General features: G+C 65.4%; 21 protein-coding genes. 18 read left to right on the top strand and 3 right to left on the bottom strand.

Features of this window, described 5'->3' with window-relative positions; genetic code table 11:
* Nucleotides 1-3 precede the first annotated feature (3 nt).
* A complete protein-coding gene (locus HNQ66_RS04045; protein ID WP_184141129.1) occupies nt 4-204 on the bottom strand; it encodes a hypothetical protein in 201 nt (66 codons plus the stop codon).
* A gap of 131 nt (nt 205-335) precedes the next feature.
* Here HNQ66_RS04045 and HNQ66_RS04040 point away from each other — a divergent pair, with 131 nt between their 5' ends.
* The 6 genes from HNQ66_RS04040 (at nt 336) to HNQ66_RS04015 (ending at nt 5,959) form a co-directional block, all read left to right on the top strand.
* A complete protein-coding gene (locus HNQ66_RS04040; RefSeq protein WP_184141127.1) occupies nt 336-644 on the top strand; it encodes a TehB family protein in 309 nt (102 codons plus the stop codon).
* Between the two features lie 111 nt (nt 645-755).
* Entirely contained in the window at nt 756-2,129 is a 1,374-nt protein-coding gene (gene hutW / locus HNQ66_RS04035) for a heme anaerobic degradation radical SAM methyltransferase ChuW/HutW (protein ID WP_210308660.1), read from the top strand.
* Between the two features lie 28 nt (nt 2,130-2,157).
* The gene (hutX, locus tag HNQ66_RS04030; RefSeq protein WP_184141126.1) at nt 2,158-2,691 is read left to right on the top strand and encodes a heme utilization cystosolic carrier protein HutX; all 534 of its coding nucleotides are present in this window, start codon (nt 2,158-2,160) and stop codon (nt 2,689-2,691) included.
* Nucleotides 2,684-3,382: an NAD(P)H-binding protein gene (locus HNQ66_RS04025; protein WP_246434167.1), complete on the top strand. Its 699-nt coding sequence runs from the start codon at nt 2,684-2,686 to the stop codon at nt 3,380-3,382. Before hutX ends, HNQ66_RS04025 begins: the two co-directional genes overlap by 8 nt.
* Nucleotides 3,379-3,759 (top strand): hypothetical protein, encoded by a 381-nt coding sequence (locus HNQ66_RS04020; RefSeq protein ID WP_184141124.1) that lies wholly within the window; start codon nt 3,379-3,381, stop codon nt 3,757-3,759. Before HNQ66_RS04025 ends, HNQ66_RS04020 begins: the two co-directional genes overlap by 4 nt.
* 55 nt (nt 3,760-3,814) lie before the next feature.
* Entirely contained in the window at nt 3,815-5,959 is a 2,145-nt protein-coding gene (locus tag HNQ66_RS04015) for a TonB-dependent receptor plug domain-containing protein (RefSeq protein WP_184141122.1), read from the top strand.
* 174 nt (nt 5,960-6,133) lie between these two features.
* Here the strand turns inward: HNQ66_RS04015 and HNQ66_RS04010 are convergent, their stop codons facing one another.
* The gene (locus HNQ66_RS04010; RefSeq protein ID WP_210308659.1) at nt 6,134-6,847 is read right to left on the bottom strand and encodes an FCD domain-containing protein; all 714 of its coding nucleotides are present in this window, start codon (nt 6,845-6,847) and stop codon (nt 6,134-6,136) included.
* A 215-nt stretch (nt 6,848-7,062) separates the two neighbouring features.
* On the opposite strand from HNQ66_RS04010, the gene HNQ66_RS04005 reads away from it, so the two are divergent.
* From HNQ66_RS04005 to HNQ66_RS03975, 7 genes are all read left to right on the top strand, one after another.
* Nucleotides 7,063-8,250 (top strand): ABC transporter substrate-binding protein, encoded by a 1,188-nt coding sequence (locus HNQ66_RS04005; RefSeq protein ID WP_184141118.1) that lies wholly within the window; start codon nt 7,063-7,065, stop codon nt 8,248-8,250.
* A 98-nt stretch (nt 8,251-8,348) separates the two neighbouring features.
* Nucleotides 8,349-9,218 carry a branched-chain amino acid ABC transporter permease gene (locus tag HNQ66_RS04000; protein ID WP_184141116.1) on the top strand — a complete coding sequence of 290 codons (870 nt, stop codon included), beginning with the start codon at nt 8,349-8,351 and terminating at the stop codon, nt 9,216-9,218.
* Between the two features lie 4 nt (nt 9,219-9,222).
* Nucleotides 9,223-10,194: a branched-chain amino acid ABC transporter permease gene (locus tag HNQ66_RS03995; protein ID WP_184141114.1), complete on the top strand. Its 972-nt coding sequence runs from the start codon at nt 9,223-9,225 to the stop codon at nt 10,192-10,194.
* A complete protein-coding gene (locus HNQ66_RS03990; RefSeq protein WP_184141112.1) occupies nt 10,191-10,973 on the top strand; it encodes an ABC transporter ATP-binding protein in 783 nt (260 codons plus the stop codon). Before HNQ66_RS03995 ends, HNQ66_RS03990 begins: the two co-directional genes overlap by 4 nt.
* A gap of 3 nt (nt 10,974-10,976) precedes the next feature.
* Nucleotides 10,977-11,699: an ABC transporter ATP-binding protein gene (locus HNQ66_RS03985; RefSeq protein WP_184141110.1), complete on the top strand. Its 723-nt coding sequence runs from the start codon at nt 10,977-10,979 to the stop codon at nt 11,697-11,699.
* A gap of 1 nt (nt 11,700) precedes the next feature.
* Entirely contained in the window at nt 11,701-12,417 is a 717-nt protein-coding gene (locus HNQ66_RS03980; RefSeq protein ID WP_184141108.1) for an aspartate/glutamate racemase family protein, read from the top strand.
* Between the two features lie 59 nt (nt 12,418-12,476).
* Nucleotides 12,477-12,806, top strand: coding sequence for a transposase (locus HNQ66_RS03975; protein WP_210308658.1), 330 nt, complete (start codon nt 12,477-12,479; stop codon nt 12,804-12,806).
* Nucleotides 12,807-12,939: 133 nt separating this feature from the next.
* Here the strand turns inward: HNQ66_RS03975 and HNQ66_RS03970 are convergent, their stop codons facing one another.
* On the bottom strand, nt 12,940-14,019 hold the full coding sequence (locus tag HNQ66_RS03970) for a LacI family DNA-binding transcriptional regulator (RefSeq protein ID WP_184141106.1): 1,080 nt from the start codon (nt 14,017-14,019) through the stop codon (nt 12,940-12,942).
* A 173-nt stretch (nt 14,020-14,192) separates the two neighbouring features.
* Here HNQ66_RS03970 and HNQ66_RS03965 point away from each other — a divergent pair, with 173 nt between their 5' ends.
* The 5 genes from HNQ66_RS03965 (at nt 14,193) to HNQ66_RS03945 (ending at nt 20,275) form a co-directional block, all read left to right on the top strand.
* On the top strand, nt 14,193-15,173 hold the full coding sequence (locus HNQ66_RS03965; RefSeq protein ID WP_184141104.1) for an ABC transporter substrate-binding protein: 981 nt from the start codon (nt 14,193-14,195) through the stop codon (nt 15,171-15,173).
* A 131-nt stretch (nt 15,174-15,304) separates the two neighbouring features.
* Nucleotides 15,305-16,813 (top strand): sugar ABC transporter ATP-binding protein, encoded by a 1,509-nt coding sequence (locus HNQ66_RS03960; protein WP_184141102.1) that lies wholly within the window; start codon nt 15,305-15,307, stop codon nt 16,811-16,813.
* Entirely contained in the window at nt 16,810-17,820 is a 1,011-nt protein-coding gene (locus HNQ66_RS03955; protein ID WP_184141101.1) for an ABC transporter permease, read from the top strand. The genes HNQ66_RS03960 and HNQ66_RS03955 overlap by 4 nt, the downstream gene beginning before the upstream one ends.
* An 11-nt stretch (nt 17,821-17,831) precedes the next feature.
* Entirely contained in the window at nt 17,832-18,815 is a 984-nt protein-coding gene (locus tag HNQ66_RS03950; RefSeq protein ID WP_184141099.1) for an ABC transporter permease, read from the top strand.
* 290 nt (nt 18,816-19,105) lie between these two features.
* A complete protein-coding gene (locus HNQ66_RS03945) occupies nt 19,106-20,275 on the top strand; it encodes a PAS domain-containing protein (RefSeq protein ID WP_184141097.1) in 1,170 nt (389 codons plus the stop codon).
* Nucleotides 20,276-20,324 lie beyond the last annotated feature (49 nt).

The raw sequence follows: 20,324 nt of genomic DNA, 5'->3' as shown, positions 1-20,324 counted from the left end.
TGCTCACGCCTTCCTGCCCACGGCACGCCGGCCATGGTCCGAAGGCCCGCCGCCCGATCGCTCACAATCCTCGACGGCGGTGACGAACCAGCCCGGGCAATTGCCAAGTCCCTGGCTGACGACGGCGAACATGATTTCGAGGCGCTCCGCGCGCTCGAAAGACCCTGCCCTTTCCCGCCTGAAGACGGTTTCGATTTCCTGCATGATGTCGCCCTCCGAAAAGATATATTCAGAATGTATCTTTTAAGATGGGACGACAAGGACTATTTTGTCGCGCCTGCGGCCCCCCGCGTTTTCTTTCACCGCAAGGCCGCCCGGTTCGCATGGAGGAACAGATGGCAACCATCCCGGCGCAGATGCCAGAAGGCTTCGAGGCATACGGCCGCTCCCCGGACTTCACCCCCGAGACGCTGCCCCCCCGACTGCAATCGGCCCACACGACGAAGGCCGGCACATGGGCGATGCTTCATGTCATCGAGGGCGAAGTCCTCTACCGGCTCGAACCGCCCCATCACGGCGAGCAACGCGCCAAGGCCGGCGAGGCAATCGTGATCGAGGCCGAGGTCCCTCATCGCGTCGCCTTCACCGCGCCGGGACGGATCTTTGTCGAGTTCTACAGGAAGAAAGACAGCGGCACGCCCTGACGGGCCGGCGCCGGCCACCGCCGGTAAAACATGATAAAATAACTCCAGTAATTTGATGTGGATCAAATTACTCAAGTTTTCCTTCCCGTAAGGTCCGCCCGAAATTTGGTGATGGGCGAGGCTGGCGGGTTGATGATGGGTGGCGAATTCTCACGGTATTTCGCCAATGCAGACGGCACGAACCCGCTGCGCAACGCATTTTCCCGCCGCAGCGCGGTCATGCCGTTCCGGGGAAGGCAGCGCCTCGCCTCCGCCGACATCCAGTCCGCATGGCAAGGACTGCTGGCGGCGCCGACCCTGCCGGGCAAGCGCCTCGCCTATATCCATGTTCCCTTCTGCGCGAACCATTGCCTGTTCTGCGGCTTCTACCGCAATGCCTACGTTCCGGATGCAGGGGCGGCCTATGCCGACCTTCTCGTCGAGGAAATCCGGCGCGATGCCGCCGCACCCGCCCTGCAGGAAAGCCCGATCCACGCCGTCTATCTCGGCGGCGGCACGCCGACGGCCCTCAGCGCGGCCGAGCTTTCCCGCATCATCGAAACCGTGAGGGCCGCGCTTCCGCTTGCCGCCGATTGCGAGATCACCGTCGAGGGGCGCATCATCCATTTCGACGCGGAGAAGATCGACGCCTGCCTCGAGGCCGGTGCGAACCGCTTTTCCATCGGCGTTCAGAGCTTCGACACGGCGGTGCGCCGCCGGCAGGGGCGGCGCGCGAGCCGCCAGGAGGCGATCGTCTTCCTTGAAGCCCTGCGCGACCGCGACCGCGCGGCGCTGGTGATCGACCTTCTCTACGGATTGCCCGGCCAGACGCCGGAGGTCTGGCGACAGGATCTCGAGACGGCGGTCGCGCTCGGTCCGGACGGGATCGACCTCTACGGCCTCAACCTCATTCCCGGCACGCCGCTCGCAACGGCGATAGCCGCCGGAAAATTCCCCGCCGCCCCCGGCCTTGCCGAGATCGGCGACCTCTACGCCACGGGCGCGGATTTCTTCCGGCGCCGCAACTGGCGGCAGATCAGCAACAACCATTGGGCCCGCACCACGCGCGAGCGGAACCTCTACAACCTTCTCATCAAGGAAGGGGCCGATTGCCTCGCCTTCGGCGCGGGTGCCGGCGGCTCCATCGGCCGCGCCAGCTACGGGGTCGCGAGCGACCTTGCGCATTATACCGAGAGCGTTCGCGCCGGCCGCAAGCCCATCGGCCTCCTTGCCATGGCCGATGATCTCCAGCCGCTTCGCAACCTTGTCACGGCAAGCTTCGAGGCCGGCCGCCTCGACATGGCCGCGCTGGATAGCCTTGCCGGAGAGGGAACCGCGGCCTTCCTGGCGCCCCTCGTCACCCAATGGGAGGCGGGCGGCCTTCTTACCTTTTCCGACGGCATTGCCGACCTCACCGTGGCGGGGCGCTTCTGGTACGCCAACCTGATCTCCGCCCTCCACGACATCCTTGAAAACAGGCTCCTGTCCGCCGTGGACGCCGCCTGAACGACAGCACATCTGAAAGGAGCAATCCATGCAGCACCTGAACCACGCGGAAAAGATCGAGCGCATCCGGCAGGCCATCGCCGAAAAGCCCGACGGCATCCTGGAATCCCTCGCCGCCGAATTCGCTGTACCCATCCAGACCGTCGTCGAATGCGTTCCCGGCGATGGCGTGACACGCATCGACGGCAGCCGCTTCGTCGACGTTTTGACCGACATCGCCGAATGGGGCGACATCACCTTCATCGTCCACACCAAGGACGCCGTCGTCGAGGTCTGCGGGCCCATGCCGACGGGCAGGATCGGCCACGGCATGTACAATCTCCAGGGCGGCGCAAGCGGCCTTTCCGGCCATCTGCGCCCGGACAGGTGCGCGTCCATCTTCCTCGTCCGCCGCCCCTTCATGGGCATGGAGACGATGTCGGTGCAGTTCTTCAACGCCGAGGGCGAGACGATCTTCAAGATCTATGTCGGGCGCGACGAGGCGCGCAGGCTGAAGGCCGACCAGATCGAGCGCTTCAACCGGCTGGCAACGCTGTTTGCGCAGACGGCCGGCAATGCCTGACATGCGCCCGCTGGTGATCTTTGGTGCGAGCCGGGGCGTCGGGCTGGAACTGGCGCGGCTGGAATGCGCCGCGGGCCGGCGCGTGATCGCGCCGGTGCGCCCGCAATCGGACGTCGCCGCGCTGGACGGGGCCGGCGCAGCCTTCCTGCGCGCCGATGCCCTGTCGCGGCAGGACGTGACCGGCACCCTTGCCCGCATCGGCGGCGACTTCGACATCGTCTCGACGCTCGGCGGACAGGCGGACGACGGCCGCCGGGCCGACGACGAGGGCAATATCAACGTCATCGACGCGGCCGTGGCGACGGGGCGGGCAAGGCGGTTCGTCCTCGTCACCTCCATCGGCTGCGGGGAGATGGCGCCCTTCCGCTCGGCGCGGGCCATCGCGGCCTTCGGCGCGGCGGTCGATGCCAAGACGCTCGCGGAGGAGCGGCTGAGGGCGAGCGGCCTCGACTGGACGATCGTCCGGCCCGGCGGCCTCGTCTCCGAGCCCGCGACCGGGCGGGGCCTTCTTTGCGAGGACCCGCAGATGCACGGCTTCATCCACCGGGCGGACGTCGCGCGGCTGGTGTTCCGGGCCCTGCGCGATATGGCGACCGCTGGCCATGCCTTCGCCGCCGTCGATGCCGGACGGATGAACAGCGTGAACGCCCTTCCTCCCTTCCCTCTCGCAGAACAGGATTTCCAGCAGTGAACACCGGCACCCTCATGATCATCCTCATGCTGCTTCCGGGCGGCGGCTATTCCTCCAGCTTCGTTGGCACCGACACGCCGCAGGAATGCGAGCAGCGCCTCGCGCGCATCCGCCCCATCCTGGAAGGCGGCACGGCCGAGCTGAAGGAGGCCGGCTGCTATGCGACCACCGCCACGTTCGACGACTTCGACCACGATCCGCCCGCCGATGCCCCGCGCCACACCTTCCTCCTCACCCTTACCGGCGACAGGGCGACCGTGCGCAAGCTCGCAAGCGAGGCGGACTGTCGCGCTGCACTGGAGCAGGCGGAGAGATCGGCCGGGCAGTCCCGCTACTGCACCACGTCGACCCAGGACATGACGGGCGGCGGGGACTGACCGCCGCAAGAGGCAACCGGGCGCCGGAAGGCGCCCGATATCTGGAGAGGCATTCATGAGAGGGTTTTCAATGGGCGGGCGCCGGCATTGCGCGCTGGCGGCGCTGCTGCTGTCCGTTTCGCCGCTGGCGCTGCAGCCTGCGCTGGCCGAGGAGCCGGCAGGCACCTGGCTGGATACGGTGACCGTCGTCGGCACGCGCACCGAAATGGCCGTCAGGGACAATCCGCGCTCCGTCGCGGTGATCACGAAGGAGGATATCGAGAAGCGCTCCGCCGACAGCGTCGCCGAACTCCTGCGCGACGTGCCGGGCGTCGAGATCGCCGATGAATCGGTCGCCGGCATGAAGCGACTGCGCATCCGCGGGGAAAGCTCGCGCCGCGTGACCATTCTCGTCGACGGTCAGGAGATCACCGACCACAGCACCTACGGCACGCCGCTTCTGGTCGATCCCGCCACCATCGAGCGGATCGAGGTGGTCAAGGGCCCGTCCTCCGTGCTCTACGGCGCGAAGGCCATCGGCGGCGTCGTCAACATCATCACCAAAAAGGGCGCGGACAAGCCGGTCGAGGTCGAAGGCGGCGGCACCTACTATTCGGGTTCCGGCGGCTGGCAGAGCTGGGCCGCCGTCTCGGGCAGCAAGGACGGCTTCGACTACCGCCTTTCCGCCACGGCCGACCGGCACGGCGACCGGCGCGTGCCGAAGGGCCGGTATTCGGCGACCGGAAAGCTCGACGACACCGCCTTCAACGACAAGAACCTCTATGCCCACCTCGGCTACCGTTTCGGCGAGGCGGACAATCACTACCTCGCCCTGAAATACGAGCAGCACTTCCTCGAAAGCGAGGGATGGCCGGGGCCGCCCGGCTCGCTCGCCGGGGTCGAGCGCTTCAAGATCGACCTGCCGCAGCGCGACCGCCGCAAGGTCGGCCTCTACTATGACGGCGAGGAGATCGGCGACATCGTGCGCAAGGTCCATGTCGACCTCTACTACCAGACGATCGACCGGCTCTTCGAGAACCAGGTGGGCGTCAGGATGAGCCCGACCCGCACCGTCGACGTCATCTCCACCTCCGACGACCGCATCACCGACTACGGCCTCAACGCCCAGGTCGACCTCGCCCTCCTGGAGGGGCACCAGACCATCGTCGGCGCGCAGTATCTCTCGGACAATCTGGTGACGGGCAAGACCTCGACCACGACGATGACCGGCTTCGGCCCCTTCCCGATAACCACGGAGTCGTCCTCAAGGGACAAGGCGCATATCGACACGGTCTCCCTCTATGCACAGGACGAATGGAGCCTCGCCGACGCCGTGAAGCTGACCACGGGCCTGCGGCTGAACCACACGCAGACGGGGCTCGACGAGACGACGGTCGCCGCGCGCGCCGGTTTTGCGGGGACGGACGACACGCGCCTTCTCTCCTCGCTCGGCCTCACCTTCGAGCCGACCGACAGCCTCGTGTTGCGCGCGGGCTATTCGGAGGGCTACATCTCCCCGACGCTGCTCCAGCTCTTCAGCTCGACCACGGCCGGCGGGCAGGGCACGATCTACGGCAATCCCGACCTGACGGCCGAGCTTGCGCGCAATTTCGAGATCGGCGCCCGCTATGAGGACGCCGGCCTCGCGCTCGACGTGGCGGGCTTCTACACCAGGGCGAAGGACTACATCACCACCACGCGCTGCGTGGCCGTCACCGCCTATTGCCAGACGACGGGCTCGCCCTCCTCGCCGTCCTCGCTCTATGTCAACGCGGACAGCGCGACGACATACGGCCTCGAATTCCTCGCCGAATACGAGCTTACCTCCGGCTTCTCGCCCTATGTCGGCGGAAGCTGGATCCGGCGGGAACTGGATTTCGCGGGCTACTCGACCTTCGACAGCGATACGCCGGCGCTCTCGGGCCGCATCGGCGTGAAATACGAGGGGGAACTGTGGGAGAAGCCCTTCTGGGCCGATCTCTTCCTGCGCGGCTCCACCGGCAGCCGGCAGACCTATCTCGACGGAACGAGCCTCGTGACGGAGACGCTGCCGGGCTGGGGCACGCTCAATCTCGCCTTCGGCGGCAACTACGGCGAAGACGAGCGCCTCAGCCTCTCGGTGAGCTTCAACAACATCCTCGACAAGGAATACCGCCCGACCTTCGGGGAACTACCCGGCGTCAGGCGCAGCGTCGAAGTCAGCGCCCGCGTGAAGTTCTGATCGCGCGGGGACACAAACCGCATCGGCGTCCCGCCCACATCCGGCGCGGGACGCCGTAGTCGAACGCCGCAAACGGCTAGGCGGGAAGATGAGCCTGGCCAACAAGCTCCGCCTTGAGGCGCGCCGTCTCCAGGCCAAGCTCGATGAAGCGGTGCTCGTGGCGACTGGCGAAGACTAGACCGTCCGCTGCGCGAACAGTTCCACCAGGTCGACCGCTTCGCGCGGCTTCGCGTTGAGCTGGAGATGGCTTTCGATATGCTTCAGGTGAAGCGTCATCATCCAGGCAGCTTTCTCGGCGTCCCGCGTGTGGAAGGCACCCACGATCCCGGCATGGTCGTCGTCGCGACAGTCGCTGAGGCCCGGGGCGCCGAAGAGGCCGATGATGAGCGAGGTGCGCGTCACGAGCTCCTTCATCGTCCGGATCAGGATGCCGTTGCCGGCGACCTGCGCGAGGGCCGTGTGGAACTGCCCCGACAGGCGGATCGCATCGTGCCGGCGGCGCTCCTTGTGTGCGACATATTCCATTTCGAGAAGGCGGTTCAATTCGGCAATGTCGTCCTCGCTGGCACGCTGGACGGCAAGACGCGTGATGTTCGGCTCCAGCGCAAGACGCGCCTCGAAGACCTCGCGGGCCTGCTCGGGCGTCGGCGAGGCGACGAAAGCCCCGCGATTGGCATGAAGCTCGACGACCTCGCGGCTGGCCAGAAGCAGCAGGGCCCGGCGGATGCGCATGCGGCCGACGCCGAAGGCTTCGCACAGGGCGGATTCCGAAAGCTTCGTTCCCGGCGGCAATCTCTGTTCGATGACGGCGTCGAAAATGCGCTCGACGATATCGCCTTCGTCGATTCCCTCCGCCTCGACCAGGCTTTGCCGACCCAAATCCACCACCGCATCACCTCGAACACTGCATTCGAGTTCTAAATAGGGCCGTTTCCGTTCACCAACAAGCGGCAATTTCATCGACGATGTCGCCAGCACTTTGTATACGACCGCTTGACAAAATTGTTAACAATGCGCTCAATGCTCTGGCCAAGGCCGGATGTGGCCGCCCTCGCGGCCCGCTCGCCACAGAAAATAAATCAATGGCCCAGAGGAAGAACAACATGCACAAGCGCACATTCCTGAAACTCTCCGCCCTCGCCGCAGCGACCGTCCTGTCCCTGCCGCTGATGGCGTATGCCGAGAACGCCACGCTCAAGATCGGTTTCGTCGGCGTCACCTCCGGCCCGGCGGCGGCCTGGGGCATTTCCAACCAGCGCTCGATGGAGGCGCGCGCGGCCTGGCTCAACGAGCTCGGCGGCGTGAAGATCGGCGACAAGACCTACAATATCGAGATCGTCGCCTTCGACGACCAGAAGGACCCCAAGCGCGCGATCGCCGGCATGGAGAAGATGGCGCAGGACGGCATCCACTACGTCGTCGGCCCGAACGTCGACGACGGCGCGGCGGCGGTCCGTCCCGCGGCCGAGCAGAACGGCATCATGTATTTCCCCTATTCCTTCCCCAAGGCGCTCTTCTCGCCGCCGGCATCGAACGCCATCCTCGGCATGGTGGCGAACTACCAGTCGGGCCCGGCCATCTACAAGTATCTCATGGAGAACAAGGGCGTGAAGAAGGTCGCCTTCGTCGCCGCCAACGAATCCGACCCGCTGAGCCAGCGTGAATCCGGCATCGCGGCGGCCCAGGCGCTCGGCCTCGACGTGGTCTCGGGCAACGTGACCTATCAGGTGGATACCACCGATTTCACGCCGGTGCTGCTGCCGGTCATCCAGGCCGCGCCCGACCTTCTCGTGCTCTCGGGCGTCTCGCCGGCCAACGCGCCGCAGCTCATCCGCTCGGCGCGCGAGCTCGGCTATGAAGGCCTCATCTCGACCGAAACGGCGCAGGACGCGGCCGTTCTCCAGGAAGGCGCAGGCGACCTTGCCGAAGGCTTCATCTCGGTCGGCGGCGCTTCCACGCCGGAACTCGCCAGCGACACGATGAAGGAATTCGTCGAGCGCTACACAAAGATGTTCGGCGAGTACAACGACGAGTCCAACACCAAGGTCTACGCTCTCGAATATATCATCGAGACGCTGAAGGCGAACCCGGCGGCCATCGACAATGTCGAGGAATACAAGAAGACCATCGACACGTTCGAAGCGCCGAACCCCTTCATGAAGGGCGACGCCAAGCTGAAATATGTCGGCATGACCTCCTTCGGCCAGAAGCGCCAGGTCTCGGTCCCGCTCGTGGTCAACGAGTACAAGGGCGGCAAGTTCGAGACGCTGTTCGTCGGCCAGGTCGACTGATCCGAGCCTGAAACATCTCTACGATAAGGGGATCCGGGCGGCGCGCATCGTCCGGCCGGGTCCTCTTAGCCTGAACTTCTTTCCATTGGAGGCTCACGATGGAACAGATAATCGCCAACGGTCTCTACCTTGGTGCGCAATATGCGTTGATCGCCCTCGGGCTCACGCTGATCTTCTCGCTGATGAACGTGCTGAACTTCGCCCACGGGCAGATGTACGTCTTCGGCGGCTTCGTCACCTATACGGTCGTCGTCCAGCTCGGCCTTCCCTTCATCGTCGGCCTCCTCGCCTCCGCGGTGATCCTCGCCATCATGGGCGCGGTCATCGAGAAATTCCTCTTCGCGCCGGTCGTGCGCCGGTCCAAGCGCGATGAATCGACCATGCTGCTGGCCGCCGGCATCGCCTTCTTCCTCGATGCCGTCATCCTGCTCCTCTTCGGCGAGAAGCAGCGCGGCGTGCCGAAGATCGTGAACGGCGTCTTCAACTGGGACATGCGCATCATCATGCCCTACGACCGCATCCTGATCGGCGTCCTGGCGATCCTGCTCATCGTGGTCTTCATCGCCTTCATGAACTATTCCCGTGCCGGCCGCGCCATGCGGGCGCTCGCACAGGACCGGATGGCCGCCCAGCTCATGGGGGTCGACGTCGCGCGCTACTCCATGCTCGGCCTCGCGCTCGGCGCCATGCTCGCCGGCCTCGTCGGCGGCCTTCTCGTCACCATCACCGGCGTCAATCTCGGCATGGGCGGCCCGACCTCGATCAAGGCGTTCCTGATGATCATGATCGGCGGCGCGGGCGTCATCTCGGGGGCGATCGCCGGCGGCTTCATCCTCGGCATGATGGAGAGCGTCGGCCTTACCGTGCTCTCGGCCTACGGCGATATCACCTATCTCGTCATCTTCGCCACGCTGATGGTGTTCCTGGCCGTCCGCCCGCAGGGGCTGATGGGCAAGCCGTGGGGTTAAGTTCATGAAAGCGTCAAGACTTCTCGGCTTTTCAGCCTTCCTTCTCGCCGTCTTCGTGCTCGTTCCGCTCTTCATCGGCGCGACCGGCCGCTGGGACTTCTTCTACACCCTCACCTCGGTCGCCCTGCTTTCGGTCGGCGCGGCCGGCGTCTGGCTCACCTTCTACATCGGCCGCATCAATATCGGTCAGGGCGCCTATGCGCTGGTCGGCGGCTATGTCTCGGCCATCCTCGTCACGCAAGGCGGCGTCTCCTTCTGGCTGACGCTGCCGGTGGCCGGCCTCTTCTGCGCCGTCATCTCCATCCTGATCGGCCTGCCGATCCTGCGCCTGCGCGGCGTCTATTTCGCGATGGTCACGCTGGTGCTGACGGAGGTGGCGCGCCTGTCCGCCCTCGCCCTGCCCATCACCAACGGCGCGAAGGGCATCACCTCGATCCCGCTGCCCGGCGAACTCTCCGTCTTCGGCCTGACGATCATCCCGGCCTTCGGCTCACTCTCCAATCCGCGCATCGGCTTCTACATGATGGCCGTGGTGCTGATGATCGTGACCTACCTCGTGCTCTGGCGCATCGTGAACTCGCGGCTCGGGCACCTGTGCCGCAGCCTCCAGCAGAACGAGGAGCTTTCGGCCTCGATCGGCGTCAACACCGCCTATCTGAGGGTGCTCGCCTATGCGATCTCCTCGTTCTTCGGCGGCATTGCGGGCGCCATGTTCGCCTCCATCGCGCAGTCGATCTATCCGTCCTCCTTCGTGGTCGCCGACAGCGTGAACTTCATGCTCTACTGCTTCCTCGGCGGGCTCGGCTATGTCTTCGGGCCGATGCTCGGCACGTTCCTGCTCTATTTCGGCTGGGACCTGCTCTCGATTGCCCGGGAATACCAGCTCCTCATCTATTCCGGCGTCATGATCCTGCTCATGCTGGTCCTGCCGAACGGTGTCCTCAGCCTTCTCGACAAGAAGGAGGGCGGCAAATGACCCCCATCCTGCAGATCAAGAACATCACCAAGCGCTACGGCGGCCTGACGGCGGTGAACGATGTCTCCTTCGACGTGAGGGCCGGCGAGATCCTCTCGGTGATCGGGCCGAACGGCGCGGGCAAGTCGACGCTCTTCAAGCTGATCTCCTCCTTCGTGCCGGCGACGAGCGGGGAAGTGCTCTTCAACGGGGAGCGCATCTCCAGCCTCGCCCCGCACAAGGTCGCCCGCATGGGTGTCGTGCGCACCTTCCAGGAAACGACGATCTTCCGCTCCATGACGGTGCGCGAGAACATCATCGTCTCCCATCACCTGCGCTCGAAGGCGAGCCTCCTCGGCTTCTTCCTCGGCACGAAGCAGGCGAAGGAGGACGAGGCGGCCTTCGCGGCCTCGGCCGACGATATCGTCGACTTCCTCGGCCTGCAGGGCATCCGCAACGAGCTCGCCTCCAACCTGCCGCAGGGCCATCTTCGCGCGCTCGGCATGGCCATCGGCCTTGCCACCGACCCGAAGGTCATCCTCCTGGACGAGCCCTTCGCCGGCATGAACCACGACGAGACCATGAAGATGGTCGGCCTCGTGCGGCGGCTCCGCGACGAGCGCGGCGTCACCGTCCTCCTCGTCGAGCACGACATGCCGGCGGTGATGAAGATCAGCGACCGGATCGTGTGCATCAATTTCGGCCAGAAGATCGCCGAGGGCACGCCGAAGGAAATCCGCGAGAACGAGAAGGTGATCGAAGCCTATCTCGGCTCCGAAGACGCGGCGATCGGGATGTAAGCCATGACCAAGATATTGAGCGTTGAGAATATTGAACTCTACTACGACCACATCTACGCGCTGAAGGGCGTGTCGATCGATGTGGACGAGGGCGAGACCGTCGCGCTGATCGGCGCGAACGGTGCGGGCAAATCCTCGATCCTGCGCGCGATCACCGGCCTTCGGCCGATCCGGTCCGGGCAGATCGTCTACCAGGGCCACAGGCTCGACGGCACGTCGGCCTCCGATATCGTGCGCCGGGGCATCTCCATGGTGCCGGAGGGGCGCCGCGCCTTCCCGCTGATGTCCGTAAAGGACAATCTGCTGATGGGCGCCTTTACCCGCTCCGACAAGGCGGAAATCGAGCAGACGCTGGAAAACGTGCTGACGCGCTTTCCGCGCCTTCGCGAACGCTATCACCAGCAGGCCAGCACCATGTCCGGCGGCGAGCAGCAGATGATGGTGATCGGCCGGGCCCTGATGGCAAGGCCGAGGCTCCTGCTTCTGGACGAACCGTCCCTCGGCATCGCGCCGAAGCTGGTGCAGGACATCGCCCGCGCCATCGTCGCCATCAGCCGCGACGAGAAGGTCTCCATCCTCCTCGTCGAGCAGAACAGCCGCATGGCGCTCTCGATCTCCAACCGCGCCTACGCGCTCTCCACCGGCTCGATCGCCCTGTCAGGCAATTCGAAGGACCTGATGAACGACAACCGCATCAAGGCGGCCTATCTCGGAGGCGAGCTCTGACATGAACATCCTCGTCATCAACCCCAACACGACCGCATCGATGACGGACCATATCGGGAGGGCGGCAGAAGCTGCCGCCGCTTCCGGCACGAAGATCACGGCCGTCAACCCGGCCCACGGCCCCGTCTCCATCGAGGGCTATTTCGACGAGGCGATGAGCCTTGCCGGCCTGCTCGACACGATCCGCCGCAATCCGGATTGCGACGCCGTCGTCATCGCCTGCTTCGACGATACCGGCCTTGATGCCGCCCGCTGCCTCACCGACAAGCCGGTCATCGGCATCGGGGAGGCCGCCTATCATTTCGCCTCGATGCTCTCCAACAAGTTCTCCGTCGTGACCACGCTCGCCCGTTCCGTGCCGGCGCTGGAGCACAACCTTTCCCGCTATGGCCTCGATGCCCGTTGCGCGCGCGTGCGCTCGTCGGAAGTCGCGGTGCTGGAACTGGAACAGCCGGGCTCGAATGCGCGCCAGAAGATCAGCGCCGAGATCGGCCTTGCCGTCACGGAGGATCGCGCGGAAGCCGTCGTGCTCGGCTGCGCCGGCATGGCGGGCCTTGCCGCCGACCTTGCGGCCGAACACGGCCTTCCGGTCCTCGACGGGGTTTCCTGCGCGGTGAAGATGGCGGAAGCCATGGCCGGCCTCAACATGCGCACGTCGCGCCTCGGGGGTTACGCTCCTCCTCCCGCCGGCAAGCTGAAGCACGCATTCGGCAACTAGGTTCAGAGCCAATTAATTTGCCGTGAGATGTGATCTACGGTTTCCGGAAGGAGACTGTGATGAGTGATTTGTTTCTGCTGAGCGAGCGCCGGTTGGCTCGAATCGAGCCGTATCTACCCTTGGCGCATGGTGTTCCGCGCGTTGATAATCGACGTGTCGTCAGCGGCATTGTCTACGTCATCAAGCATGGCCTGCAATGGAAGGATGCGCCCAAGGGTTATGGGTCGCACAAGACGCTCTATAACTGTTTCATCCGTTGGAGCCGGCTTGGCGTCTTCGATCGCATCTTCGCGACGCTTGCCGGGCAAGGCCCCCGGCCCGAACGCATGGCACACCACACCGCGGCGAGCCCGGTTCAACTTAGTTACCGGGCGGCGGCTGACCGTTGAATGCGATATCGCCAGGAGATGGTAGCGTTGACCTCGTCAATCCGGCGGCGATCGGCGTCGTGACAGATGTGCTTCTGGCCACTTGTGACACCGCAACCGTCGTCTTCCGGCTTTGATCTAACGAATCCTGAGGCTAGCGGAGGGCGGTCCTTGACGCTGTCGTATCGCGGACGACCAGGGGGCCGTCGACCTTGATGGTCATCGGGCGCACCTGCTTTCCGTGGACCGCCATGTCGATCAGGATCTCGGCGGCCTTCTGGCCCATCTCGTAGTTGGGCAAAACGAGCGTCGAGAGCGGGGGATGGGTGTAGCGCGCCAGTTCCTGGTCGTCATAGCCCATGACGGACAGGTCGCCGGGCACGCGCAGCCCCTTCTCCTGCGCCGCCTCCATGACGCCGATCGCCATGAGGTCGTTGCCGCAGAAGATGGCGGTCGGCGGGTTGGCCATGGAGAGCAGTTCCAGCCCCGCCTCGTAGCCGCGCAGCGGCAGCCAGTCGCCATCGCGCACGAGGCTCTCGTCGAACGCGATGTCGGCGGTGGCGAGCGCCTGCTTGTACCCCTTGAGGCGATCGATCGCCGCATCCATCCACGGTTCGCCGTTGATGAAGCCGATGCGCGTGTGGCCGAGCGCGGTGAGATGCGCCGTCGCGGCAAAGCCGCCCGCCACCTCGCCGGGCACCACCGCCACATGCTGGCGCGGCTCGGCATAGCAGTTGAGCAGGACCGTCGGCACGGATCTCAGCGCCGGCGGCACGCGCACCTTGCGGGTGAAGATCGTCGCATAGACGACGCCGACGATTGCCGGATCGCGCAATACCGAGCGCAGCACCGCCTCCTCCAGTTCCGGATTGGAACGCGTCGCATGGGCCGAAACGAGGAAGCCCTGCTCGAAGGCATAGTCGCGGATACCGTCGAGGCTGACGACGGGATGGGGACTGGTCGAGATTTCGTCGACGATGAAAGCTATGGTATCCTTCTCGACGGAGACGGGCACGGCGGCCACGGGGTCGCGCGTCGCAGGTAATTTATAACCTATTTTATGAGCAGCCTCCCGCACCTTCTGCTGTGTTTCCGGCGAGATGCGGGAGCCGGACATCTCATTGAGCACGAGCGAGACGCTGGATTGGGAAACGCCGGCGATACGGGCCACATCCGTCATGGTCGGGCGCCCGCCGCCCTCTTTTTCCGAATTGCGCCCGTTGGTCCTCGCCATGCGTCGTTCCTCGCCCCTCAGCCGTGCTTTGCACCGCATGCAGATTTTTTGCAAGTGCTCATAATTTTGGCTCTTGACTGCTAATATTATTAGCGCAAGATTTGCCCATGTGAAGCAGAAATTGCTCACGTCCGGTGAAGGAGCACCGGCCAGACCTGGGAGGAGAACCACTCATGACCATGATTTCCCGTCGTACCTTCATGCTCGCGGCAACGGCCGTCGGCGCGCTTGCCGTTGCCGGCGTCGCAATCGCCGAGGTGCCGAAGCTCGAACAGAAGGACACCTACAAGGTCGGCTTCGCGCAGACCGAATCCAACAACCCCTGGCGCATCGCCCAGACGAACAGCATGAAGTCGGAAGCCGAAAAGCTCGGCTACCAGCTCGTCTATACCGATGCCGCCAGCTCGGCCGCCAAGCAGGTCGCCGACGTCAACTCGATGATTGCCCAGGGCGTCGACGTCATCTTCCTCGCGCCCCGTGAGGAAAAGCCGCTGATCCCCGCCGTCATGGCCGCCAAGAAGGCGGGCATCCCGGTCATCCTGCTCGACCGCTCGGTCGATCCGTCGCTCGCCAAGGCCGGCGAGGACTATCTCACCTTCATCGGCTCCGACTTCGTGCAGGAAGGAAAGCGCATCGCCGAATGGCTGGTGAAGAACGCCAACGGCAAGTCGAAGATCATCGAACTGGAAGGCACGACCGGCTCCTCGCCGGCCAATGACCGCAAGAAGGGCTTCGACGAGGCCATCCAGGCGGCCGGCGGCTTCGAGATCGTCGCCTCGCAGACCGGCGACTTCGCCCGCGACAAGGGCCGCCAGGTGGCCGAAGCCCTGCTTCAGGCGCACCCGGATGCCGACATTATCTACGCCCACAACGACGAAATGGCGATGGGCGCCATCGCCGCGCTCGAAGCGGCCGGCAAGGTGCCGGGCAAGGATGTGCTGGTGCTGTCCATCGATGGCGGCAAGGAAGCCGTGCAGGCGGTGGTCGACGGCAAGATCGCCGCGGTCGTGGAGTGCAACCCGCGCTTCGGGCCCAAGGCCTTCGAGACGATGCAGCGCTATGCCAAGGGCGAGAAGATCGACCCGATGATCATCAACGACGACAAGTTCTACGACGCCTCCAACGCGGCGGCCGAACTCGACGGCGCCTACTGATCCCATCTCCCAAGCACTTTGCGGCCGGGGCGGCACCACCGTCTCGGCCGCTTTTTGAACGGACCTGACCTCAGGCCCGTTCCGGTGTATTTTCATGAGGCCCGTCCTTGAGGCGGATGGAGGAGGACCCCATGCTTCTGTCCATGCAGGGCATTTCCAAGGCGTTCGGCGGCGTCTCGGCGCTGAAGGCCGCCTCGCTGGAGGTCGAGCCCGGCGAGGTCATGGCGCTCGTCGGCCAGAACGGCGCCGGCAAGTCGACGCTCATCAAGATTCTCACCGGCGTCTACCGCCGCGACGAAGGAAGCATCGCCTTTGACGGCAGGCAGGTCGACTTCTCGATGCCCGCCGAGGCGCAGACCGCCGGCATCGCCACGATCTACCAGGAGATCAACCTCGCCCCGCAGCGCTCGGTGGCCGAGAACATCTATCTTTCGCGCGAGCCGCGGCGCTTCGGCCTTCTCGACCATGCCGCCATGCGGCGCGGCGCCGAGGCGGTGCTGGCGACCTTCAACCTTTCCATCGACGTCGACCGTCCCGTTGCGCATTTCGATGCGGCGACCCGGCAGATGGTGGCGATCGCCCGCGCCGTCACGCAGAACGCCCGCCTCGTCATCATGGACGAGCCCACCTCCTCGCTCGACGAGCGCGAGGTCGGCGTGCTCTTCGAGACGATCCGCACGCTCAAGCGTTCCGGCGTCGCCGTCATCTTCATCGGCCACCGGCTGGACGAGCTCTATGCGATCTGCGACCGCGTGACGATCATGCGCGACGGCCAGACCGTGGCGAAGAGCCCCATGGCCGACATGCCCAAGATGGCGCTGGTGCGCCACATGCTCGGCAAGGAACTCGCCGCCTTCCAGGCGATGGCGCCCGACGAGGACGCACCCGAGCGCCCCGTGCGTCTTTCCGTCGAGAATGCGGGGGCCGGCGTTCGCGTGCGCGACGTCAGCCTCACCGTGCGCGAAGGCGAGATCTCCGGCCTTGCCGGCCTTCTCGGCTCCGGCCGCACGGAGACCGCGCGCCTCGTCTTCGGCGCCGACCGCATGGATCGCGGCACGATCCGCATGGAGGGCCGCGAACGCCGCTACCGCGAGCCGGCAGACGCCATCGCCGACGGCATCGGCCTCGTTTCCGAGGACCGGAAGATCGACGGCATCGTGCCGGACATGAGCATCCGCGAGAACATGACGCTCGCCCTCCTGCCGAAGCTGAGGAAGGCCGGCATCGTCGACCGCGCGCGGCAGGACGAGATCGTCGAGCGCTACATCCGCGCGCTCGGCGTCAAATGCGCCTCGCCCGACCAGCCGATCAAAGAGCTTTCCGGCGGCAACCAGCAGAAGGTGCTGCTCGCCCGCTGGCTTGCGACGGACCCGCGCGTCCTCATCATCGACGAGCCGACGCGCGGCATCGACATCGGCGCCAAGTCGGAGATCCTGAAGCTCCTGCGCAGCCTCGCCGACGAGGGCCTGAGCGTGCTGATGATCTCCTCGGAACTGGAAGAACTGCTCAGCGCCGCCGACCGGGTGACCGTGCTCAGCGACGGCACCTCGGTCGCGACCCTGCCGCGCAAGGACCTGAGCGAGGCGGCGCTCCTTGCCGCCATGGCCCATCAGGCAGCCCCATCAGGTGAACAGGCATGACGACGATCGAGACCCCCGCCCCGCAGCCCTCCGGCGCGCTTTCCTCCGGCAGCCGCCTCTTCGCGCTCGCCGGCCGCTACGGCACCTTCGCCGCCTTCCTGGCGCTTGTCGTCTTCAACATGGCCGTCACACCGAATTTCCTCTCCTGGCAGACGCTCAACGTGAACCTCACGCAGGTCGCCACCATCGTCATCGTGGCGACCGGCATGACGCTCGTCATCGCCACCGGCGGCATCGACCTTTCCGTCGGCTCGCTGATGGCGATCGCCGGGGCGCTCGCGCCGATGATCTTCATGGGCAGGTTCTGGCCGGTGGAGAACATGGGCCTTGCCGTCGCGCTCGCCTTCCTCATCCCCGTCGTCGTCGCCGGCCTCTTCGGGCTTTTCAACGGGCTGCTCGTCACGCGCTTCTCCATCCAGCCGATCATCGCCACGCTCGTCCTCTTCATCGCCGGGCGCGGCATCGCGCAGGTCATGACCAACGGCAACCTGCAGGTCTTCAAGAACGAAGGCTTCCAGTTCATCGCCATGGGCCGCATCGCGGGCATCCCCGCGCAGGTCGTGCTGATGATCGTGATTGCCGCGCTTGCCTTCGCGCTCGTCCGCTACACCGTCATCGGCCGGCAGATCATCGCCGTCGGCGGCAACGAGAAGGCGGCCCGGCTTACCGGCATTCCGGTCCGGCGCGTCAAGCTCTTCGTCTACATGGTGAGCGGCGCGCTGTCGGGCCTTGCCGGCCTCGTCGTGGTGGCGCGCAATTCGGCCAGCGACGCCAACCTCGTCGGCCTCGGCATGGAACTCGACGCCATCGCGGCCGTCGCCGTCGGCGGCACGCTGCTGACGGGCGGACGGGCCAACATCGTCGGCACCGTGCTCGGCGCCTTTGTCATCCAGCTCGTGCGCTACACGCTGCTTGCCAACGGCGTGCCGGATGCGGCCGCCCTCATCGTCAAGGCGGGGCTGATCGTCCTGGCCGTCTTCATCCAGCAGCGCGCCGACAAGCATTGAGGGCATCCGCCATGCACACGCTTTTTCGCCCCTTCGCCATCAAGTCCTCCGGCGATCTCGCCCGGCTCGGCGTCATCCTCGCCCTTTTCGGCCTTATCCTCTTCGGGGCGCTGCGCTACGACCATTTCCTGTCGCCCTATAACATCCTCTCGTTCCTGCGCTACAATTCCATGTTCGCGCTGATCGCGCTCGGCATGGCCTTCGTCATCATCACCGGCGGCATCGACCTTTCGGTCGGCGGCACGGCGGCGATGGCGAGCGTGGTGGCGGCGCTCTTCTCGCCCGTCCACTGGGCGGCCGGGCTTCTTGCCGGCATGGCGGCGGGCTTTGCCGTCGGCGCGCTCAACGCCTTCATCATCACCAAGATGCGCATCCAGCCCTTCATCGCAACGCTTGCGACCATGCTCGCCGCCTACGGCACCGGCCTGCTGCTCGCCGACAACCAGTCCGTCTCCGTCTCCTACGACAGCGGCTTCACCGTTATCGGCCAGGACGATTTCCTCGGTTTTCCCATTCCCGCCTGGATCGCGCTTGCCGCCTATGTGCTCGGCTGGCTCGTCCTCGAAAAGCTCCCCGCCGGCCGCCATGTGCTGGCCATCGGCGACGGCGAGGCGACGGCCGGGCTGATGGGCCTCAAGGTCGAGCGCACGCTTGCCGCCGTCTACCTTGCCTCCGGCACGCTCGCCGGCCTTGCCGGCGTCATCCTCGCCGCGCAGTTCGGCGCCGGCCAGCCGACGGAGGGCGTCGGCTGGGAACTCTTCGCCATCGCCTCCGTGGTGGTGGGCGGCACGCTCTTGACGGGCGGCTCGGGCTCGGTGGGCGCCACGCTCGCCGGTGCGCTGCTGCTCGCCATGGTCTTCAACATCCTCAACTTCGAGAACGGCCTCGGCTGGATCTCGCTTTCGGCCTACTGGCAATCCGTCATCCGCGGCGCCTTCCTGCTCGTCGTCGTCATCCTGCAGGCCAAGCTGATGACGCGGCGCAAGACAGCGTAGAATGACGGGATGCAGGCGGGGCATCGGCCGATCTCGCCTGCTTCCCGCCCGCAAGTCACTCCGACGACGATCTTTTTTAAAATTCCTTGCGCAAACCCAAGGTAACCGTCCCGCCGCCCCGTAAACATGCGGAACGACTAAAGCAGCCCCTGCTTGTCTGGATGCGCCGCCGGCGCACCCGCCGGGGCGAAGGTCGATGCTGGAGGTGGCAGGTGGCGAGCATCCCGAACGACGGCGTATCAATCTCACCCGGCGGCGAGAGGCGGCCCATCCTGCGGGGGGAGGCCGAGGTGCCTTTCGCCCTGGAGGAACTCTTCTTCTCCCGCACCGAAACGCGGGGGCGGATCCTCGCCGGCAATTCCGTCTTCCAGCGGGTCAGCCAGTATTCCTGGGACGAGATGATGGGCCAGCCGCACAACATCATCCGCCATCCGCACATGCCGAGGGCAGTCTTCTTCATCCTCTGGGAGAAGCTGCGCGCGGGCCTGCCCGTCGGCGCCTATGTCAAGAACCGCTCCAAGGACGGCGGCTATTACTGGGTGTTCGCCGTCGTCACGCCGGTGGAGGATGGCTATCTGTCGGTGCGGCTGAAACCCGGCAGCGCCTTCTTTGGAGAAGCGGCGAAGCTTTACGCGTCGATCTGCGAATACGAAAGCAGGAGTGCCGTGAAGCCGGCCGAAAGCGCAGCCGAACTCACGGATCGCCTGCACGGCATCGGCTTTCGCGACTATGCGGCCTTCATGACCGCCGCTCTCGGCGAGGAGATACGCGCGCGTGACGCGGGGCTGAAGCGGCGCCCGTGGCCGGTCCTTCGCCCCTTCGAGGATCTGGTGCGCTCGGCCGACCTCCTGCTGACGACGACCGGCCGCATGCTCGGCATGATCTCCACCTTCAGCTACACGCCCGCCAACCTGCGGATCCAGGCATCGAGGATGGGCGAGGAAGGGCGGGCGATCTCCGAGATCTCCGCGAACTACGCCCGCATTTCCCAATCCATCGTGAAGAACTTGGAAGAGCTCGGCACCTCGGCCGACGAAGTCTTCGCGGTGGTCAACGAGGGCCTGTTCCTGACATGCATCGCAAGGTTGCAGGCGGAAATGGCGAGCCTCTTCGATGAGGAGGCCAGCGGCGGGGACATCGCGCTGAGAGACGAAGCCGGGCGCCTTATCCGCCAGGCCGAGGACTACAAGGCGCATGCCGCCGAAAAATTCGATCTCATCAAGCAGCGCATCCGGCACTTCATCGAGCTTGCCAGCGAGATGAAGCGGCTGCTGTCCGGCCTCGTCGCCGTGCGCGTGATGGGCAAGGTCGAGAGCGTCAACATGCGCAGCGGCATCTTCTTCGACCTCATCGGCGACCTGGAACGCGGCCATGCCGGTCTCGCCTCCGGCCTCGACGAGATCGGCAGGCTGAACGACAGGATCAGCGACAATGTGAGGGAACTCGATACGGTCGCATAGCCCGCGCGCAGGAGGAAACCCCGTCCTGCGCGCGTTGCGGTGCGATACC

Source organism: Shinella fusca (genome assembly GCF_014203155.1).
Taxonomy (GTDB): Bacteria; Pseudomonadota; Alphaproteobacteria; order Rhizobiales; family Rhizobiaceae; genus Shinella; species Shinella fusca.
The sequence above is the reverse complement of the archived record's forward strand: the minus strand, read 5'-3'. Positions and strand labels throughout refer to the sequence as shown.

Coding starts and splice junctions, on each gene's coding strand:
- HNQ66_RS03975 (WP_210308658.1), top strand. CDS start 12,477: ATGAGTGATTTGTTTCTGCTGAGCGAGCGCCGGTTGGCTCGAATCGAG.
- HNQ66_RS04045 (WP_184141129.1), bottom strand. CDS start 204: ATGCAGGAAATCGAAACCGTCTTCAGGCGGGAAAGGGCAGGGTCTTTC.
- hutX (WP_184141126.1), top strand. CDS start 2,158: ATGCAGCACCTGAACCACGCGGAAAAGATCGAGCGCATCCGGCAGGCC.
- hutW (WP_210308660.1), top strand. CDS start 756: ATGGGCGAGGCTGGCGGGTTGATGATGGGTGGCGAATTCTCACGGTAT.
- HNQ66_RS04040 (WP_184141127.1), top strand. CDS start 336: ATGGCAACCATCCCGGCGCAGATGCCAGAAGGCTTCGAGGCATACGGC.
- HNQ66_RS04025 (WP_246434167.1), top strand. CDS start 2,684: ATGCCTGACATGCGCCCGCTGGTGATCTTTGGTGCGAGCCGGGGCGTC.
- HNQ66_RS04015 (WP_184141122.1), top strand. CDS start 3,815: ATGAGAGGGTTTTCAATGGGCGGGCGCCGGCATTGCGCGCTGGCGGCG.
- HNQ66_RS04005 (WP_184141118.1), top strand. CDS start 7,063: ATGCACAAGCGCACATTCCTGAAACTCTCCGCCCTCGCCGCAGCGACC.
- HNQ66_RS03980 (WP_184141108.1), top strand. CDS start 11,701: ATGAACATCCTCGTCATCAACCCCAACACGACCGCATCGATGACGGAC.
- HNQ66_RS03950 (WP_184141099.1), top strand. CDS start 17,832: ATGCACACGCTTTTTCGCCCCTTCGCCATCAAGTCCTCCGGCGATCTC.
- HNQ66_RS03960 (WP_184141102.1), top strand. CDS start 15,305: ATGCTTCTGTCCATGCAGGGCATTTCCAAGGCGTTCGGCGGCGTCTCG.
- HNQ66_RS03985 (WP_184141110.1), top strand. CDS start 10,977: ATGACCAAGATATTGAGCGTTGAGAATATTGAACTCTACTACGACCAC.
- HNQ66_RS04000 (WP_184141116.1), top strand. CDS start 8,349: ATGGAACAGATAATCGCCAACGGTCTCTACCTTGGTGCGCAATATGCG.
- HNQ66_RS03990 (WP_184141112.1), top strand. CDS start 10,191: ATGACCCCCATCCTGCAGATCAAGAACATCACCAAGCGCTACGGCGGC.
- HNQ66_RS03955 (WP_184141101.1), top strand. CDS start 16,810: ATGACGACGATCGAGACCCCCGCCCCGCAGCCCTCCGGCGCGCTTTCC.
- HNQ66_RS03970 (WP_184141106.1), bottom strand. CDS start 14,019: ATGGCGAGGACCAACGGGCGCAATTCGGAAAAAGAGGGCGGCGGGCGC.
- HNQ66_RS03965 (WP_184141104.1), top strand. CDS start 14,193: ATGACCATGATTTCCCGTCGTACCTTCATGCTCGCGGCAACGGCCGTC.
- HNQ66_RS03995 (WP_184141114.1), top strand. CDS start 9,223: ATGAAAGCGTCAAGACTTCTCGGCTTTTCAGCCTTCCTTCTCGCCGTC.